Genomic DNA, 17,161 nt, shown 5'->3' with positions numbered 1-17,161 from the left:
CACAGATGTCAGTAGGCACACAGCGTGGAGGGTCAGACGGCGTCAGAGAGCTCTTGACCTCGGTGCGGTTCGAGTTGATGCCGTTCGACAGCTTCGAGGAGGAGCTATCGCACCTCCCGGAGGGGGCGAGCGTGGCGATTACCACCTCGCCGCAGTTGGGTATCGACCGCACCGTCGAGAAGAGCGTCGCGGCCGCGGAGGCCGGCTACGAGGTGATCCCGCACATCGCCGCGCGGTACATCGAGGGTCCCGACGAACTCGACGAGATCTGCGGGCGACTGCGGGAGGCGGGCATCACGGATATTTTCGTCCCCGGCGGCGACAGAGAAGAGCCGGTCGGCGAGTTCGAGTCCGCTCACGATCTGCTCGTCGCCTTAGACGACCTCGATCACGAGTTCGAGGAGGTCGGCATCACCGGCTACCCCGAGGGCCACGCGTTCATCTCCGACGCGGAGCTGGCGGAGGCGATGGAGAAGAAAGCGCCCTACGCGACGTACATCGTGACGCAACTGTGCTATGACCCCGAGACGATTGTCGAGTGGATCGAGGAGATCCGCGACCGCGGAATCGACCTCCCCGTCGAAGTCGGCATTCCGGGCGTGATGAAGTACGAGAAACTGTTGGGCATCTCTCGAAAGGTCGGCGTCGGCGACTCGGTGAGGTTCCTGCGGAAGACGACCGGCATCGTGGGGTTCATCAAACAGTTCATCGGCTCCCGCGGCCGGTACAAGCCGGACGAGTTGGTCGAGGGGCTCGCGCCCTACGTCGGCGACGACACGTACAAACTGCGGGGCTTACATCTGTACACGTTCAATCAGACGCCCGACCTCGAAGAGTGGCGACAGCGGAAACTGGCTGAGTAGTTCTCCCCTTCTCTTCCCCCCTCCAGACCTCCCCCCTTCTCTTCGCGAGGACCGCACGACCAACCTACCAGTAGGATGGGCGTGCGGACGTTCTTCGCACCTGAGAACGTCGCACCCCCCGCTTGCCTGTCTGTAACAATGCGGCTCACCGCGTTGCGTCGAACTATGCACTCGAACAGCAGCAGTCGCTACCCCGGGAGCGGCGATGGCTGATACGTCCGTTCGAGTCGGCGTGTTGAGCCTCCACAACAGCAAGGAGACGAAGGCCATCTTGAACGCCGTCGACGCGCTCGGCCACGAGACGGAGTGGCTCCGCGAGGAGAACACCGTCCTCCGATTCGGAGACGGAAACGCCCGACTCAGCCCGGACGTCGACGTGATCGTGAATCGGCTCCTCCTCTCGAACACCGAGCAACCGGCCGAGGAGTTGGGGTTGGCGCACACGCTCGCCGGGGTCCGACCGATGCTGAACGCGCCAAACGCGACGGCGCGGGCGGCACACAAGACCGCCGCGGCGGTCGCCCTGCTCAACGAGGGCATTCGGGTTCCGAAGACTGCAATGGCACTCTCCAACACGCAGCTCAACCAGCTACGCGAGGAGTTCGGCGAGGAGGCCGTGTACAAGACCGCGATTGGCACGCACGGCGGCGGCGTCTGGCGAGTCCGCGCGGGCGATCCGCTCACCGCGAGCGTCGGCAAGCGGCGGGCCTTCCTGCAGGAATTCATCGGACGCGAACGAGACGTCCCGCGGGACCTCCGGGTGTACGTCGTCGACGAGGACGTGATCGGCGCGATGTTCCGGTTCGCCGCCGACAGCGACTGGCGGACGAACGTCGCCCGCGGCGGTCGCGTCGAGAACGCCGGTCAGTCGGTCTCCGACGACGTCCTCGACATCGCTCGACGAGCGACGTCGGCGTTGGGACTCGACTTCGCGGGCGTCGATATGATCGGCGACGGAGACGTATGGTACGTCTTAGAGGTCAATCCGACGGCCGGGTTCAAAGGTTTCTATGAGGCGACGGGACGGAGTCCGGCACCGTACATCGCAAAGCAGGCGATCGACTACGCCGGCGGCTCCGTCGACGACGACCGCATCGCACAGCTCGCCTCGACGCTGGACGATTCGGTCCCCGCGTGTAAGCCCGTCTCCGCTCCCGACACCTCCGAAGGCGTAATGACGATCGGATTCACCGAGCGCGTCGTCGTCAGCGGGAGCAGCGGGACGAAGACCGTGATCGCCAAATCGGATACTGGTGCGGCCAGTACGAGCATCGACCTCCGACTCGCCGCGGCGATCGGCGCGGGACCGATTCACACGACGACTCGCGTGCGGTCGGGGAGCTCGAAACGGGCCAAGACGCGACCGGTCATCGACCTCGTCATCGGTATCGGCGGCGAGCAGTACACCGTCGCGGCGAACATCGAAGACCGGCGGCATATGACCCATCCGCTGCTTCTCGGACGCGACGTTCTGAAGCACTACCGCCTCGACGTCAGCCGCCGAGTCGAAGACCACGCTGAGGTCCTCGTCGAGGAGTGACGCTCTCAGATTTCGCGCCGAACGGTTACTGTTCGCTCCGCGTCGTCGTTGCTGACGTCTCGCCGATCCCCGTATGCGTGACTCGTCGGGATCGGCGGTGTGAAAAAACGGATTGGGAGACGCCCGTACGCTACGGATCGGCCGAAGCGGCCGGTTCGATCAGTCGCCGTTCTGCTGGGCTCGCTTCTTCGCGCCGAGCTTCGCCTGTTCGCGTGCGCTCGGATTGACCGACTCCTTGAACGGCACTTCCGAGACCGTCGCGAACACCGGTTCGCCATCCTCTTCGGCGTACTCGTCGGGGAGGTGCACCTCGAATTCGAGGTCGAGATCGTTCTCGTAGATCTCGTCGTCCAGCGTGGCCTGCGCGGCGTCTTCGAGTTTGTCGGCCGGGACGAAGCCGAGACCGATGTTCGTCTCCAGATCGGGGTTCCACCACGGCGACGTCATGTAACCGCACTCCTCGCCCGTCTCGGGGTCGGAGATGAGCCAGAAGTCGGGGGCGTAATCGCGGATCGGCTCGCCCGCCATCTTGAGGCCGACCAGTTTGAGGTTGAATGGGTACTCGCCGTCCTCGATGAGCTCCTTCTGCCGTTCGAGCTCCTCCTTGCCGATGTAATCGCCGTCCTTGTCGTCCGGCACTTGGTAGCCGAGGTTGACTTGGAACGGCGAGGTCTCGTGGTCCATGTCCTGACCCCACGAGAGGATCCCCGCGGCGATGCGCCGGTGGTGGCCTGGGGCGATCTGTCGACCGCCGTGGTCTTTGACCGTATCGAGCACCGGATCCCACACGCGCTCTGCGGTCTCGGTCGCGTCGCGCACGTAGATCTCGAAGCCCTTCTCTCCGGAGAAGCCGGTCTGGCTCACCAGCACCGACGCGCCGTTGATCTCGGCTTCCATCAGACCGTAGTAGGGGATATCGGAGACTTCCTCGCCGACGACTTCCCGCATCACGTCCTCGGAGCGCGGGCCTTGGATCTGCATCGGGGCGACGTCGATCTCGTCGATCTCGACGTCGAAGTCCATTCCGACGTTGACGCCCTGGAGCCACTGCATCAGCGTCGAGTCCGAAATCGAGAACCAGAACTCGTCCTCCGAAACGCGCAGCAGGATCGGATCGTTGAGGATGCCGCCGTCCTCGTTGCAGAGGATGACGTACTTGCCGTGCATCGACTCGATTTCAGTTGCATCGCGGGTGATGACGTAGTCGGTGAGCGCCTCCGCGTCAGGTCCCTTCACGCGGATCTGTCGCTCGACGGCGACGTCCCACAGCGTGACTGTATTCGTCAGCGCCTCGTACTCGGCCATCGCACCGCCGTCTTCGGGTTCGACGAGTCCGCGCGGGTGGTAGATCCGGTTGTACACCGTACAGCGCCACGCTCCCTCCTCGTTGAACGACTTATCGAAGAAGGGGGACTTTCGAACGCGAGTCGACACCAGCATTTGGATCCCGGGGTCGCCGGTCTGGCGGAGATTCCGCGGGAGAGTTCTATCGGATTGATCGATACTCGGATGGTTCGGATGATCGTAGTCCCCTGACATCCTCTGAAAAGAGATACCACACCTCAATAAAATGGCCCCTTGATAGTACCGTACTTTTATTTTCGTCTTGGTTGTGCGATGCTGACGCGGTGTGAGTACCCGTGAAGTGATATCGGGCGTTCGAACAACTATGCGCAACGAATATGGCAAATGCGACGCCAACACGCTCCGCTTATTTCCTCGCGTCGCAAAGCGCTCCTATGGCTCCCTATCGACCGCGGCCGGGACCGGACGCCGCACGAGCGTTTCGGCTCGGCATCGCCGCGGGTGGGCTCGTCGGGCTCGCAGTCGCGGGGATATTGTACTGGGTCGGCACGATGACGATATTCGCGTTCGGGTACGTCTTCCTGCTCGTCTTTCCGGTCTATCTCGTCCTCGTTGCGACCGCACTCAGCGTGTGGCTCGGCTACGATCAGGACGTTACCTCGCTCCGACCGGTGTATCGCACCGAGCGGTAGCGACGACCGAGCCGCCGTCTCGAACGCTACTGTAATGGCTTCGGGGCGATATCTTTCCTCAATGCCAGCACTCGAACGCATCCGCGTGTATCCCGTCAAGGGGTTCGACGGGGTCGACGTCGACGCCGCCGACGTCCTCGACGGTGGCACGATCGAGGGCGACCGCGAGTTCGCCTTCTTCGACGCCGACGGAACCGTGCTCAACGGCAAGCGCTCGGCGCTCGTCCACGAACTCACGACCGACTTGGACTCGGACTCGGGCGCGTTCGTCGTCGAGACGCCGACGGGCGGGACGAAACGATTCGACCTCTCGCGGGAGCACGACCGGGCGGAAGCGTGGTTCGGCGACTACTTCGACGCCGACCTCACGCTCCGACGCGACGTCGACCGCGGATTCGTCGACCGTCGGGAAATGGGCCCCTCGGTCGTGAGCACGGCGACGCTGGAAGCGATCGCGACGTGGTTCGATGAACTGACCGTCGACGGCGTGCGCCGTCGACTCCGCGCCAACGTCGAGATCTCCGGCGTCCCGGCGTTCTGGGAGGATCGCTTCGTCGGCCCCGACACCCCGGCCTTCGAGGTCGGCGACGTCCGGTTCGAGGGAGTTACGTCCTGCGGTCGCTGCGTCGTTCCCGGTCGCGACCCAGATACCGGCGCTGTCACGCCCGACTTCCGGGAGCGGTTCGTCGAAAAGCGCCGCGAGACGTTCCCCGAGTGGGCCGACGCGTCCGCCTTCGAGCACTTCTTCACCGCGATGCTCATCGCCGACGTCCCAGAACCGGATCGCGGGCGTCGGCTCCGCGTCGGCGATCTCGTCACGGTGAGTGGAGCGGAGTGACCCCGTGGCGACGGCCGACGACGTCGCGCCGCTACTCCCGATCGGCGATCGTCGCCGCGATGAGATTTCGCATCCCGCGACGGAGCCGCCCGCTCATCGCCGTCGAGGAGAGTTCCATCTCGTCTGCGACCTCGCTGAGAGAGGTGTCTCGCGGTTCGTTGAAGTACCCCTCCGAGAAGGCGAGCTGTAACGCCTCCCGCTGTTCGTCGGTGAGTCCGTAGGAGGACTCCCCGCCCGCGTCCTCGTTGCTGTATATCTCGATGATATCGAGTTCGATCTCGTTTTCTCTGGCGTACTCCCAGATGGCGTTGAGCGCGGCGCGATCGGGCAACAACAGGTGTACTAGCCACCCGTTATCTTTCGTTTCGGTGTGAACGAGAAACCCGTTTTCTCGGGTCACGACGCTACTGATGAGCTTCGTTTGCGGCGTGTGCTCGATGTAGTAGATCGCGGTGTTTCCGGTTCGATCGATGAGCTCGAACCCCTCGACGGTGACGTCGGCTTCGAGCATCGATTCGAGCGCCTCGTGGTCGTCGTACTCGATTAAAAACGGAAAGTACGTCGTCCCGGGATCGGTCGTCCCCTGCGTAATCACCCGAATACTGACGCCGTCGAGGTGTTGCAGCGTCGGAACGAGGGCGAGGTGTTCGTGTTCGATGTGTACCTTTGCTGTAATCGACATGGTTCGTGAATCTCCGTTTGTCGCCGTCCCCAGCGTGCGTTGGCTCCCCAACGAGCCGACCGATACACCCAGATTTTCAGCGGGACAATAGTGTCTGTCGGTTCGACTGCCGTCGTTCCGCACGAAACTGATACTCTTCCGACAAAAACGGTCGGTTTCGACGGCCTACGCCGATATCCCCTCGGCTCGACCTCGCGTCGACGTCGACTCCCGCTTGTTCTTCGCAACCAACGCGACGAACAGGACGAAGCCGATGCCCCGAAGCGCGAGATCGAGCAAGAGGGCGTCGACGGAGACACTGACGCCGAAAACGCCGAGGAGATCGAACACCGCGGCCGACGGGAGCCCCGGAGCCATCAACAGCAGCGAACTGACGGCGAACCCGGTCCGTTCGAGGCGGTTCACGTGCCCGTACAGCGTTCCGATGACCGTCGCCCCGAGCGCGACGACGCCGAGGAAGACGCCGATGACGGGCACGAGGATCTCCGGAACCGAGTACGACAGTTCGGCCAGGTCAGCGAAGTTGACGACGCGGTACTGTTCGCGGATCGGCAACTCGGCGGCGTTGTCCTTCTGTCGGAGCAGCACGATCCCGGGAGCGAGAACGAACGCGAAGGGCACGATCGCCTTGTTCAACGAGAGCGAGAACGCCTTCACGCCGGTCTCGAAGGGATCGGACTTCGCGACCCCGCTGGCCGCGTAGGCGGCGACGGCGACCGGCGGCGTGATGTCGGCAATGACGCCGAAGTAGAGGATGAACAGGTGCGCCGCCAAGAGCGGGATCCCGAACTCGACGAGCGGCGTCGCGAGCATCGAGATCAGGATGATGTAGGTGACGGTCGTGGGCATTCCCATCCCGAGGATGATGCTGGCGACGGCGGTCACGAGGAGCATTACCACGATCGAGCCGCCCGAAAGCGCCAAGAGCAGCGAGGTGAGGTTCGGTCCCAGTCCCGACACGCTGATGACGCCGGGGATGATGCCCGCGGCGGCGACCGCGATCACGACGGGAACGGCGGTCCGCGCGCCCTCCTCCATCGACTTGATCACGAACGTCCCGACACGAAACAGCTGGTTCTCCCCGATGTCGCGGTCGAGAGTCTCACCGGCTGCCGTGGCCGACTTCTGCACCGTCGGATTCAGCGCTAGCACCTTCGACTCCATCCGGGGGTGGACGAGCATCGTGATCGCACTGGCGAGCATCGCGTACCAGCCGACCCGGGGGCCGATGACCGAGAAGGCCGTTTCGAGCGGGACGCTCGCCCCGCCGCCCCCGCCGAGTACTCCGAGTACGGCCGTGCCGGTGATGGCGTAGCTCGCGAGCTCGACGCCGAAGATAACGGCGAGCGATCCGAGGAGAAACGCGCGGGTCTCCTTGCTGTACGCCGCGATGAAGGCGATGAGCGCGACGAGCGCGACGAGCGTGAACCACGCGGAGCGAGACACCGAGAGCCGCTCGATGATGAGGTAATACAGGAGCAGGAAGATCGGCACGAGGTAGAACCACCCCGTCCGCAGGTGCTCTCGCATCGGCGTCGTCTCTTCGAGCCCCCCGATCCCCTCTTGGACGGCCTTTAGATGGACCATCACCCAGACGCCGAAGAAGAACACGATCGCGGGGATCGTCGCGAGGATGATGATCTCGCGGAACGGGGTCGCGGTGTACTGCACCATCAGGAACGCCGCGGCTCCCATCACCGGCGGGAGGATCTGTCCTCCCGACGACGCCGACGACTCCACTGCACCGGAGAATTCCGGGGAGTATCCGGATCGCTTCATCAGCGGGATCGTGAACGCCCCCGTCGTCACCGTGTTCGCGATCGAGGACCCTGAGATCGTCCCCATAAAGCCGCTCGCGAGAATACTCGCCTTCGCGGGGCCGCCCTTTCGCTTCCCAGTCGCGGAGTACGCGAGGTCGATGAACCACTGTCCGGCACCGCTCATCTCGAGGAACGAACCGAACAGGATGAAGATGTAAATGAAGCTGACGGAGACCGTGACCGGAATCCCGAAAACACCGTTTTCGGTGTTGTACCACAGGTTCTGGACGATGTCGGGCCACGTCAGTTCCGGGATCGCGAGCAGGCCGAGGAACGGCGTGCCGGTACTGATCAGGTACCCCCAGCGGGCGTACACGATGAACGTGGCGACGATCAACATCAGCGGCAGACCGAGCGTTCGACGGGTCGCCTCCAAGACCAAGAGCACGCCGACGACTCCCAAAATCATCGCGTAGGAGTACTCGCTGATGAAGGGAACGCCGCCGAGTACGGGTTCGAGGAACGTGTAGATCTCCGTGACCGGCCGCCCGGATTCGAGGCCGAACACCCGCATATCTTGGATTTCGGGGAACTCCATCAGGAAGTAAATCGCGGAGAGGACCGCCGTGATCATACAGAGCACGTCGAACGGCGTGACGCGGTTGCGGTTCGGATCGACGAACGCCCAGCGGAACAGCGCGCGGACCCGGTCGACGACGCTCGTGACGGGATTCCCGGAACCGACCGTCTCTTCGACGGCCTCGTCGACACGTCCGAGCCCCCTCGCGACGAACCCCTCTCCCATCGTCGCCGGGAACATCAAGAAGGTGAGAACGAGCGCGAACGCGACGTGGATCGCGTTCGCCTGCAGGAGCTGTATCGACACTTGGATGTTGTCGATGATCGGGATCGGAATCGTAAACGTGAAACTCCGCGCCGCCAGCGCCAACTGAAACAGCGAAAAGCAGATCCCGATAACGGCGACGGCGAGCGCGGCGAGCCCCTTCAGCGATCGTCGCCGTTCGATCTCTTCGATGAGCTCCGCCGCCTCCTCTCTGGTGATCTCTGCGTCGACCTCGTCGTCTGCTGCGTTGTTCGTACTCATAAGAGCGTATCCATCAGTGGTTGCCGCTCGATATGCATCCGGACGTCGTTTGCGTTCGTCTCGGCGACCAAGTCATACCGCTGTTCGTCGACGATCAGCGTGTGGTTCGCGATCCGCCCCGGAGAGATCGACAGCGTCTCCAATTCGGTTATCGGCCCCTCCGGATCGTACACGAGCGTCCCGTTGACGTTCTCCACCTCGACTCCCGACGGGAGCCCCCAGCCGTAGGACTCGAACTCCATTCGCGTGTTCACGAGCGTCTGTCCCGATACCCGATATTCGTCGTACACGCGGGATTTCTCGACGCTGTGCATGTATTCGAGCCCGATCGTACTCCCATCGTCGACGGGTTGCGTAATATAATGTTCGCCCGTGTCGACGTCTTCGACGACGAGGACCTTCTCCGTCGGGACCGTCGCGGCTACGCCGACTCCCGCGACGGCGAGCACGACAGCGACCGCTAACAGTGTCGAAACGAGAGGACGCCGGGTGATCGTCGTTCGGTTCACCGGTTCAGACAATGTCGCGCGCTCTTTTGACGCCTACGATACGAAAAAATAGTGGGAAACCGTCGATGGGGGCGGTATCTTTACTCGCCGAAGTACGCCGCAGCGCCCTCGTGGAGTTCGATGGACATCCCGTCCTGTGCGCTGTCGACGGTGATGAAGTCCGTCTTGATCGTGAGGTCATCGACGTTGTCGAAGATGGCTGCGGTGACCGTCTCGACGGTGTCGGCGGGAACGCCCGCGTTCGTGGCGATCATCGCCTGCACGGCGACGGTCTCGATGTCCTCTTCGACGCCGCTGTAGGTTCCACCCGGGATCGTGTCGTCGGCGAACCAGGACGCGGCGTCCTTGACCGATTCCCGAGCCTCGCCGTCGATGGGGACGATCCGGATGTCGTTCGTGGTCGCGAGGTCTTCGATGGCACCCACGGGCCAGCCGCCGACGACGAACGCGGCGTCGATATCGCCGTTAGCGAGCTGTTCTGACGCCTGCGAGAACCCCGCGTTCTGCTCGTTGAAGTCCTCGACTCCGACGGCTTCGAGGATCTGCAGCGCGTTGACCTGCGTCCCCGAGCCGAGGTCGCCGGTATTGATGGTCGCGCCGCTGAGATCCTCGAGCGTTTCGATGCCGCTGTCTGCGAGCGTGACGAGCGTGATCGTCTCGGGGTACAGCGTCGCGACGCCGCGGAGGTTCTCGATCGCGTTGCCCTCGAACGTCTCGATGCCCGTTCCGTTCCGCGCGAAGTACGCGATGTCGTTCTGAATCAGCGCGAAGTCGGCCGATTCGTCGGCGAGACTGCCGACGTTCTCGACGCTCGCACCCGTCGACTGGACGTTCAGGGTGAAGTCCGTGTTCTCCTCGACGATGGTCTTGAACTCGTTCGAGAGCGGGTAGTACGTGCCGCCCGTGCCACCCGCATGCCAGCTCAGACGCGTCTCGGAGCCGCCGTCGTCGCCTCCCGTCTCCGTTTCAGTTTCGGTGTCAGTTTCGGTGTCTTCGCCACCGTCACCGCCGTCACCGCCGTCACCGCTTCCGTCGCCACCGTTGCCGCTACAACCAGCGAGCGCGGCAACGCCAGCGAGTCCGGCCGCTTCGAGGAATCGTCGTCGAGTTTCTTCGGATGACATACCAACTCACAGTAACACTACCGAGGTTTAAATCTCTGGCTATTCCGCATCGAAACTACAACATACCCGAATTATATGGTCAGTTAATTGCGTGCAATCGTTACAAATATGTGGATACGATAACGTGTAATAAAGACAATGTATGTTATGTGGTGTGTAACACCGCGCATTTTCCCGCTCGCATTTAAAAGACAGTCTCTGTACACTCCGGTATTTAAATATCTTCGATCCGGGGGCAGGGGAACACCACCCTGTCCGCTGTAACCTGCCCGCTTACTCCACGAAAACGGCGGAAATCACCGGTTCCATCTGGAATCTTGTCGACCGGATTGTCTGCGGATCGGGACCGCTCTCGACGTCGGATCGGCCCGCCGCCTCCATCGGGAATGGAAGGGGCCGCGCTCTCGACGCCGACGCGCGACGCAAGGACCGCAAGAGTGAGTGGAGCGAACGATGAGGACCACAGCGAACGCATCGAGTCGAGAGCGCGGGGGCTTCCACGGTCTTCTCCACCGCGTTTCGACGGTTTCACCCCAAACTACACAGTAGCGAGCGTCCCCGACGAACGTTTAAGTACGATACCGCCACCATTCGGGTTATGTGGGGTCGTCTCACCGATCGACTGGGCCGGAGTGGGTTGGCCGTCCTCGGGTCGGGCGCGGTTGAGCTCGCCGCGAAGGCACTCTTCGATTCCCCCGGAGTCCTCGATACGACGCTCGGTGTCGTGGCCGCCTCGGCGGCGATCAACCTCGGGATCCAGAACCGGTTCGTCCTCGCGGGGAGTCAGGTTCTCTTCCTCGTCGTCTCGTTCTATGCGTTCCTCCCGTCGGTTCTCCCCGGCGATGCGAGCCAGCGGGCCGCGCGCGAACCTCCCTACCGGGCCACGTTGGCGCTCGTCGCGGGTGTGTACTCGCTGCCGGTCGTCCTCCTCTCGACCGGCGTCTGGACCGCCGCCGGCTGGACCGGCGGTCTCTTATCTATCTACTTGGTGGCGGCGACCGCGCTGACGCTTGCGGTCACCGCGGCATTCCTACGCGGGACGCAGCGCGAGGCGCTGATCGATCCGTCCGGGAAGGCACACGCGATCATTCCTGAGCGACGATACGATTCGGCTTCGACGCCGTTGGGAACGTGGCTGTCGGCGTCGCTGCCGCAGTGGCACCAAGCCGGAACGACCATCGTCGTCGCCACCTCGGTCGCCGCCTCGCACGTCATTCCGATGATCCTATTCGGGTTGCTCGGCGGCGCGCTCAACGCCGTCTTCCCGGTGTTAGAACTGGTGGTTCTCTGCGGGTTGCTACTCAGATTCACCGGCGACGCTGACGCCGACTCGCGGCTGTCGTCGGCGTTTCCCGAAATCGAAGACACGTTTTACGATCACCTGACGGTCGTGACACGCGGTTCGACCGGTGCCGCCGGAGCTATCACCGCCGTTCTGGGGGTCATCGCCCCGGTCGGTTCCATCGTTGTCCTCCTCAACGGGGGCTATCTCACGCCGCGGTATGCGATTTCGGCGTGGGGGCTCGCGTTCGAGTATCTGTATCGATGGCTCTTCGCCACCGTCCGGCTGACGACCGTCTTCGATGGGCTCGTGGCGGCCGTCGCCGCGACCGGTGAGCTCCTCTCGATTCCGATCGCGGCGACGGCCGCGGTGTGGTTCTGGTTTCGAGAGATCCAACGGTTGCCGGCACTGCAGCCTGCGACCGCCGCGGATGGCGAATCCACCGCTCCGCCCGAGACGGTCCCCGCCCGGCCCGTCGGGATGCTTTTGCCGGCCGCGGCGCTCGCGCTCGCGCGAACGCTCGAAATCGAGCTCTCGGTGGGTTCGCTTCGCGGCGCTCTCTCCCCGGGCACTGTGGAGCTGCTCTTCGCGAGTAGCTGGCCGCTTCTGACGCTGCTGGTGTTCGCGACGATACGGCGGACGCCGACCGGCGGACAGGACGCCGAGTCCGTCGTCGTACTGAGCGAGGGACCGCCGATGTTCGTCGCGTTCGGTTCGACGCTCGTGATCGCGTACGCGCTCGTCACTCCACTGTGGCGACTCCTCCCGTTAACCGTCGTCGTTGTACTGCTTCTCTCTTGGCTGTACTATCTCACCCCCGTCGATCGCTGGGCGGGAGCGCACGCGGACCGCCCGGCACGGCTCGTCGTCGCCTACGGTCTCGTTCTCGTTTCGATCACGGTTCCGGCGGTCGCGCTGGATGTCGCGCCGCCGATTCTCTTGGGACTCCTCGTGGTGCCGGTCTTCGTCGCACTCGGCCATCGCTCTCCCGAAGAATCGACGCAATCCGCCGTTAACGACGCCGACGATCCCGATAGCTGATCACCGGTACGCGCTTACTGACCGTCGTTCGTCGCGTTCACTGACCGTCGAGCCGCCGCATCTCGTCGGCCGTCAGTTCGAGATGGGAGGCAGCGACGTTCTCTCGGAGGTGCGCCACCGACGAGGTCCCGGGAATCGGTAGGATCACGGGCGAATGCTGGAGCAGCCACGCGAGCGCGACTTGGTATTTCGAGGCGTCGTGGGCGTCGGCGACCGTCGAAAGAACTCCCGCTTTCGACCCTAGGTCTCCCGCGCCGAGCGGGAACCACGGAATGAAGCCGATCCCCGCCGACTCGCAGACGTCGAGGACGGCCTCCGACTCGCGGTTCGCGAGGTTGTACTGGTTCTGTACGGTCGCGATGTCGACGATCTCCCGCGCCGTCTCCAGTTGCTCGACGCTCACGTTGCTCAGGCCGATGTGGCGGATCTCGCCGTCGTCTTTCAGCTCCGCGAGCGCCGTGACCGACTCCTCGAAGTCGGCGTCGGGGTCGACCCGGTGGTACTGATACAGGTCGATGCAGTCGACGCCGAGTCGGTCGAGACTACAGAGGAGCGCGTTCCGCAGCGAGTCGGGATCGCCGCGCTTGAGCCATTCCCCCTCGCGGTTTCTGAGCAGTCCGCCCTTCGTCGCGATCACGAGGTCGTCGGCGTACGGCGAGAGCGCCTCGCGGATCAGCCGCTCTGAGACACCCGGCCCGTAGGAGTCTGCGGTGTCGATGAAGTCCACGCCGAGGCTCACTGCGGTCTGGAGGACGCGCTCTGCGTTCTCGACGTCGTCGGGCTCGCCGATGACGTCCTCGCCCGTGATTCGCAGGGCTCCGTAGCCGAGACGATGGACGGTCAGTTCCCCGCCGATGTCGAACGTATCGCTCGCGTTCCGAAGTGTCACGGTCTCCCCCTCGTGCGGTCCGAAAATAAGTGATCCGACCGCACGGTCTCGTCTTGGCTCCGTTATTCGCTCTGATCTTAATTAGTTGCACTACAATTGAATTACTCTATATTTGAACCTCGGTCCTTGTGTGGCCAAAATCAAATTCAAACCGCCTCGATTAGTGTCCTTCCATAATATTCGAACCCAGTCTCGAAAGCCTTAATTGAGAACTTCTTCAATTGAATTGTATGTCGACAGCGACGCAGCGACTACGGCGATACCTCGAAGACGAACTGACCGAGTGTCGGTCCGAAGACGTCGAGGAACGGCTCGACGAGTTGGACGCGCTGGAGTCGGTCCTCTCGACGGATCGGATCGACCACGACCTCGACGTCCTCGCGGCGCTCTCGAACGAGACGCGGTACAAGCTCGTTCGACTACTCGTCGCCGCCGAGGGGGAGCTGTGCGTCTGCGAGCTGAACGCCGTGGTCGACAGGAGCGAGAGCGCGATCAGTCACGCGCTCTCGGCGCTGACCGAGGCGGGCGTTGTGACCCGCCGCAGGGACGGTCGGTGGCGGAAGTACCGCGCCACCACCGTCGCCGTCGCACTGGTGACCGTACTCGACGGGGTCGATGCGGTCCCGCCAACCCCACGCGGCGACGTGGCGGACACGCCGAACGCTGGCGGAGACGTGTCGGAGACGACGAGCGGATGTGACTGCGAATGAGCGGCGGCGCGCACGAGCACGGGCCGAACTGCGACTGCGAGGCCTGCGGCGATCCGCGGTCGATGGACGTCCTCGATAAGTACCTCACCGTCTGGATCTTCGGCGCGATGGCCATCGGCGTCGGAATCGGATTCGTCGCCCCGTCTGTGACCGCACCGATTCAGGATTTCCATCTCGTCGAGATCGGTCTCGTCCTGATGATGTACCCGCCGCTGGCGAAGGCGGACTACTCCCGCCTGCCGACAGTCTTCCGCAACTGGCGGGTGCTGGGGCTGAGCCTGCTCCAAAACTGGCTCATCGGGCCGACGCTGATGTTCGGGCTCGCGGTCGTCTTCTTCGGCGGCCTCGTCCCCGGCCTCCCGGCGCGCCCGGAGTACTTCCTCGGCCTCGTGTTCATCGGGATGGCGCGCTGTATCGCGATGGTGCTCGTCTGGAACGAGTTGGCTGAGGGTTCGACGGAGTACGTGACGGGGCTCGTCGCGTTCAACAGCCTCTTTCAGATCGTTACCTACGGCGTCTACGTCTGGTTCTTCGCGCTCGTGCTTCCGCCGCTGCTCGGGATGGAATCGCTCGTCGCCGGGATCTCGGCGTTCGATATCACGCCGATGCAGGTGTTCGAGGCGATCGTGATCTTCCTCGGAATCCCCTTCGCGGGCGGTTTTCTCACCCGTTACGTCGGGACGCGAACGAAGGGCGAGGAGTGGTACGACGAGACATTGATCCCGAAGATCGGTCCGCTGACGCTCGTCGCGTTGCTTTTCACCGTGATCGTTATGTTCGCCACGCAGGGTGGCGCGATCGTCGCCTCGCCGGCGGACGTGCTGCTCATCGCGGTTCCGCTGACGATCTACTTCGTCGTGATGTTCCTCGTGAGCTTCGGGATGGGCCGGGAGATCGGCGCGGACTACTCGACGACGACTGCGATCGGGTTCACAGCAGCATCCAACAACTTCGAGCTCGCGATCGCCGTCGCCGTCGCGGTGTTCGGCGTCGGCTCCGGCGTCGCCTTCGCGACGGTCGTCGGCCCGCTGATCGAGGTCCCCGTGTTGCTCGCGCTCGTCAATGTGGCGCTGTACTTCCAGCGACGTTTCGACTGGCGAGGCTTCGAGACCGGATCGCTCGATTCGACGGCTCCGGACGTCTCACCCAAGAACGACTAACTGCCCCACACGCCTGATATGACAACCGAAACACCCGATTCCCTCGACGACTCGATGACCGACGACTCCACCGAGGCGACTCCCACGCGCGTCGCCTTCGTCTGCGTGCAGAACGCGGGGCGCTCGCAGATGGCGTACGCCTTCGCCGAGCGCGAGCGACACCGCCGCGGACTGGAGGACGAACTCGAACTGCTCACCGGTGGGACCCGCCCCGCCGATCACGTCCATCCGGAAGTCGTCGAGGCGATGGCGGACGTCGGAATCGACGTCTCCGGGCGGGAACCGAGAGAAATCTCTTTCGAGGAGATCCAACCCTGCCAGTACGTCATCACGATGGGCTGTTCCGCCGAGGACGTCTGTCCGGCGGGCTGGGGCGGAGAGAACAGAGACTGGGGGTTGGACGACCCCGACGGCGGATCATCGGACGCTGTCTCGGGGATCCGCGACGAGATCGAGCGCCGCGTGCGCGAACTGTTCGACGAACTGGCGGAGACTGCTGCGTAACGCGAGCTACCACCCGATCTCGTCGAGGCCCTCCAGCAGCCGATCGACGTCGCTCGCGTCGTTGTACACGTGCAGGGAGGCCCTGACGACGCCCTCCGGATACGGGAGCGAGCGGACGACGACGCCGTACTCCTCTCGGAGGCGCTCGACCGTTTCCTCGGGGTCGTCGACGCGGACCGTCACGAGCCCCGATTCGGGCTCTCGCGGGCTCACCAGCCGTTCCTCTGGCACGCCGTCGACGAACCGGGTCGAGAGTTCGTGGATATGTGACTCGATCGTGTCGAGCCCGACCGATTCGAGGAGTTCGATGGATTCCGAGAGCGCCGCGTACGGTGCGGGGTTGGTCGTCCCGATCTCGAAGCGCGCCGCGCCGCGCTTCAGCTCGTACCCGTCTTCGTCCGAGTCAGCGCCGCCCGAACTTGCGACGCTCCGGTAGCCGATCTGCCCGGGGTGTAACTCGTCGACGACGTCTTCGTTCACGTAGAGGAAGCCGCCGCCCCAGAGGCCGAGCATCCACTTGTGACTCGCCATCGCGACGGCGTCTGCGCCCCACTCGCTCACGTCGAATTCGCACTGGCCCGGGACTTGGACGGCGTCGACGAGCACGCGCGCTCCGGCGTCGTGGGCCTCCTCGACCAGTTGCGTCACCGGGAGGTGCGTCCCGTAGTTCCACGTCAACGCGCTCAGACAGACGAGTTTCGCGTCCGCGACGGCGTCGCGGTACGCGTCGCGATCGATCCGACCTTCGATCGTGGGCGCGACGCGCACCTCGCAGTCCTGCCGTTCGAGCCGCTCCCACGGGAGGATACCGGCCGGGTGTTCGAGATCGGTCCGGACGATCACGTCGCCGGGTTCCCACTCTAACGCGCAGGCGATCCGGTTGATGCCGTCGGTCGTGCTCTGCGTCAGCGCGATCTCGTCGGCGTCGGCACCGACGAACGAGGCGGCGTCCGCTCTCGCGTCCTCGTAGACGCCGAACGCGTACGGGTACGGCCCCGGATCGGCCGCGGACTCCCACTCGTGCGCTTCGATCGTCTCCTGTGCCCGCTCGACGACCGGCCGCGGGCTCGGTCCGCTCGCACCGGTGTTCAGATACCTCGTCTCATCGAAAATCGGGACCGACTCCCGAACCTCGGCTGGCGTCGTCATCGCGGTGG

General features: G+C 63.9%; 14 protein-coding genes and 1 pseudogene. 8 read left to right on the top strand and 7 right to left on the bottom strand.

The features are described 5' to 3' along the window. Positions 1 to 5 precede the first annotated feature (5 nt). Both U5919_RS08800 and U5919_RS08795 read left to right on the top strand, forming a co-directional pair. The gene (locus U5919_RS08800; protein ID WP_336023679.1) at positions 6 to 863 is read left to right on the top strand and encodes a methylenetetrahydrofolate reductase; all 858 of its coding nucleotides are present in this window, start codon (positions 6 to 8) and stop codon (positions 861 to 863) included. A gap of 205 nt (positions 864 to 1,068) precedes the next feature. Further along, positions 1,069 to 2,403, top strand: a complete 1,335-nt coding sequence (locus U5919_RS08795; protein ID WP_336023677.1) for a RimK family alpha-L-glutamate ligase — start codon at positions 1,069 to 1,071, stop codon at positions 2,401 to 2,403. Positions 2,404 to 2,562: 159 nt separating this feature from the next. Here U5919_RS08795 and U5919_RS08790 read toward each other — a convergent pair whose 3' ends face one another. Further along, a complete protein-coding gene (locus tag U5919_RS08790) occupies positions 2,563 to 3,942 on the bottom strand; it encodes an aminomethyltransferase family protein (protein WP_336023675.1) in 1,380 nt (459 codons plus the stop codon). Positions 3,943 to 4,142: 200 nt separating this feature from the next. Here U5919_RS08790 and U5919_RS08785 point away from each other — a divergent pair, with 200 nt between their 5' ends. Further along, complete coding sequence (locus tag U5919_RS08785; protein WP_336023673.1) at positions 4,143 to 4,400, top strand: hypothetical protein; 258 nt, start codon at positions 4,143 to 4,145, stop codon at positions 4,398 to 4,400. A gap of 61 nt (positions 4,401 to 4,461) precedes the next feature. Next, positions 4,462 to 5,238 carry an MOSC domain-containing protein gene (locus tag U5919_RS08780; protein ID WP_336023671.1) on the top strand — a complete coding sequence of 259 codons (777 nt, stop codon included), beginning with the start codon at positions 4,462 to 4,464 and terminating at the stop codon, positions 5,236 to 5,238. Between the two features lie 31 nt (positions 5,239 to 5,269). On the opposite strand, the gene U5919_RS08775 is transcribed toward U5919_RS08780, so the two are convergent. From U5919_RS08775 to U5919_RS08760, 4 genes are all read right to left on the bottom strand, one after another. Further along, a complete protein-coding gene (locus tag U5919_RS08775; RefSeq protein ID WP_336023669.1) occupies positions 5,270 to 5,920 on the bottom strand; it encodes a helix-turn-helix domain-containing protein in 651 nt (216 codons plus the stop codon). Positions 5,921 to 6,085: 165 nt separating this feature from the next. After that, the gene (locus tag U5919_RS08770) at positions 6,086 to 8,785 is read right to left on the bottom strand and encodes a TRAP transporter permease (RefSeq protein WP_336023667.1); all 2,700 of its coding nucleotides are present in this window, start codon (positions 8,783 to 8,785) and stop codon (positions 6,086 to 6,088) included. After that, positions 8,782 to 9,294, bottom strand: a complete 513-nt coding sequence (locus U5919_RS08765) for a DUF1850 domain-containing protein (protein ID WP_345786336.1) — start codon at positions 9,292 to 9,294, stop codon at positions 8,782 to 8,784. The genes U5919_RS08770 and U5919_RS08765 overlap by 4 nt, the downstream gene beginning before the upstream one ends. An 80-nt stretch (positions 9,295 to 9,374) precedes the next feature. Then, entirely contained in the window at positions 9,375 to 10,418 is a 1,044-nt protein-coding gene (locus U5919_RS08760; protein ID WP_336023665.1) for a TAXI family TRAP transporter solute-binding subunit, read from the bottom strand. Positions 10,419 to 11,016: 598 nt separating this feature from the next. On the opposite strand from U5919_RS08760, the gene U5919_RS08755 reads away from it, so the two are divergent. Then, the gene (locus U5919_RS08755) at positions 11,017 to 12,741 is read left to right on the top strand and encodes a hypothetical protein (RefSeq protein WP_336023663.1); all 1,725 of its coding nucleotides are present in this window, start codon (positions 11,017 to 11,019) and stop codon (positions 12,739 to 12,741) included. A gap of 37 nt (positions 12,742 to 12,778) precedes the next feature. Here U5919_RS08755 and U5919_RS08750 read toward each other — a convergent pair whose 3' ends face one another. Continuing rightward, positions 12,779 to 13,630 carry an aldo/keto reductase gene (locus U5919_RS08750; RefSeq protein ID WP_336023662.1) on the bottom strand — a complete coding sequence of 284 codons (852 nt, stop codon included), beginning with the start codon at positions 13,628 to 13,630 and terminating at the stop codon, positions 12,779 to 12,781. A 230-nt stretch (positions 13,631 to 13,860) separates the two neighbouring features. On the opposite strand from U5919_RS08750, the pseudogene U5919_RS08745 reads away from it, so the two are divergent. The 3 genes and pseudogenes from U5919_RS08745 to U5919_RS08735 all read left to right on the top strand — a co-directional run. Then, a pseudogene (locus tag U5919_RS08745) lies at positions 13,861 to 14,241 on the top strand (ArsR/SmtB family transcription factor); the annotation flags it as partial. Positions 14,242 to 14,336: 95 nt separating this feature from the next. Next, positions 14,337 to 15,500: an ACR3 family arsenite efflux transporter gene (gene arsB, locus U5919_RS08740; RefSeq protein WP_336023658.1), complete on the top strand. Its 1,164-nt coding sequence runs from the start codon at positions 14,337 to 14,339 to the stop codon at positions 15,498 to 15,500. A 54-nt stretch (positions 15,501 to 15,554) separates the two neighbouring features. Next, positions 15,555 to 16,004, top strand: coding sequence for an arsenate-mycothiol transferase ArsC (locus U5919_RS08735; RefSeq protein WP_336023893.1), 450 nt, complete (start codon positions 15,555 to 15,557; stop codon positions 16,002 to 16,004). A 6-nt stretch (positions 16,005 to 16,010) separates the two neighbouring features. Here U5919_RS08735 and U5919_RS08730 read toward each other — a convergent pair whose 3' ends face one another. Then, positions 16,011 to 17,153: an aminotransferase class V-fold PLP-dependent enzyme gene (locus U5919_RS08730; protein WP_336023656.1), complete on the bottom strand. Its 1,143-nt coding sequence runs from the start codon at positions 17,151 to 17,153 to the stop codon at positions 16,011 to 16,013. Positions 17,154 to 17,161: the final 8 nt, after the last annotated feature.

The organism is Halobellus sp. LT62 (genome assembly GCF_037031285.1).
Classification (GTDB): domain Archaea; phylum Halobacteriota; class Halobacteria; order Halobacteriales; family Haloferacaceae; genus Haloquadratum; species Haloquadratum salinisoli.
This window is presented reverse-complemented; position numbering and strand designations above follow the sequence as displayed.

Coding starts and splice junctions, on each gene's coding strand:
- U5919_RS08800 (WP_336023679.1), top strand. CDS start 6: ATGTCAGTAGGCACACAGCGTGGAGGGTCAGACGGCGTCAGAGAGCTC.
- U5919_RS08795 (WP_336023677.1), top strand. CDS start 1,069: ATGGCTGATACGTCCGTTCGAGTCGGCGTGTTGAGCCTCCACAACAGC.
- U5919_RS08790 (WP_336023675.1), bottom strand. CDS start 3,942: ATGTCAGGGGACTACGATCATCCGAACCATCCGAGTATCGATCAATCC.
- U5919_RS08785 (WP_336023673.1), top strand. CDS start 4,143: ATGGCTCCCTATCGACCGCGGCCGGGACCGGACGCCGCACGAGCGTTT.
- U5919_RS08780 (WP_336023671.1), top strand. CDS start 4,462: ATGCCAGCACTCGAACGCATCCGCGTGTATCCCGTCAAGGGGTTCGAC.
- U5919_RS08775 (WP_336023669.1), bottom strand. CDS start 5,920: ATGTCGATTACAGCAAAGGTACACATCGAACACGAACACCTCGCCCTC.
- U5919_RS08770 (WP_336023667.1), bottom strand. CDS start 8,785: ATGAGTACGAACAACGCAGCAGACGACGAGGTCGACGCAGAGATCACC.
- U5919_RS08760 (WP_336023665.1), bottom strand. CDS start 10,418: ATGTCATCCGAAGAAACTCGACGACGATTCCTCGAAGCGGCCGGACTC.
- U5919_RS08755 (WP_336023663.1), top strand. CDS start 11,017: ATGTGGGGTCGTCTCACCGATCGACTGGGCCGGAGTGGGTTGGCCGTC.
- arsB (WP_336023658.1), top strand. CDS start 14,337: ATGAGCGGCGGCGCGCACGAGCACGGGCCGAACTGCGACTGCGAGGCC.
- U5919_RS08735 (WP_336023893.1), top strand. CDS start 15,555: ATGACCGACGACTCCACCGAGGCGACTCCCACGCGCGTCGCCTTCGTC.
- U5919_RS08730 (WP_336023656.1), bottom strand. CDS start 17,153: ATGACGACGCCAGCCGAGGTTCGGGAGTCGGTCCCGATTTTCGATGAG.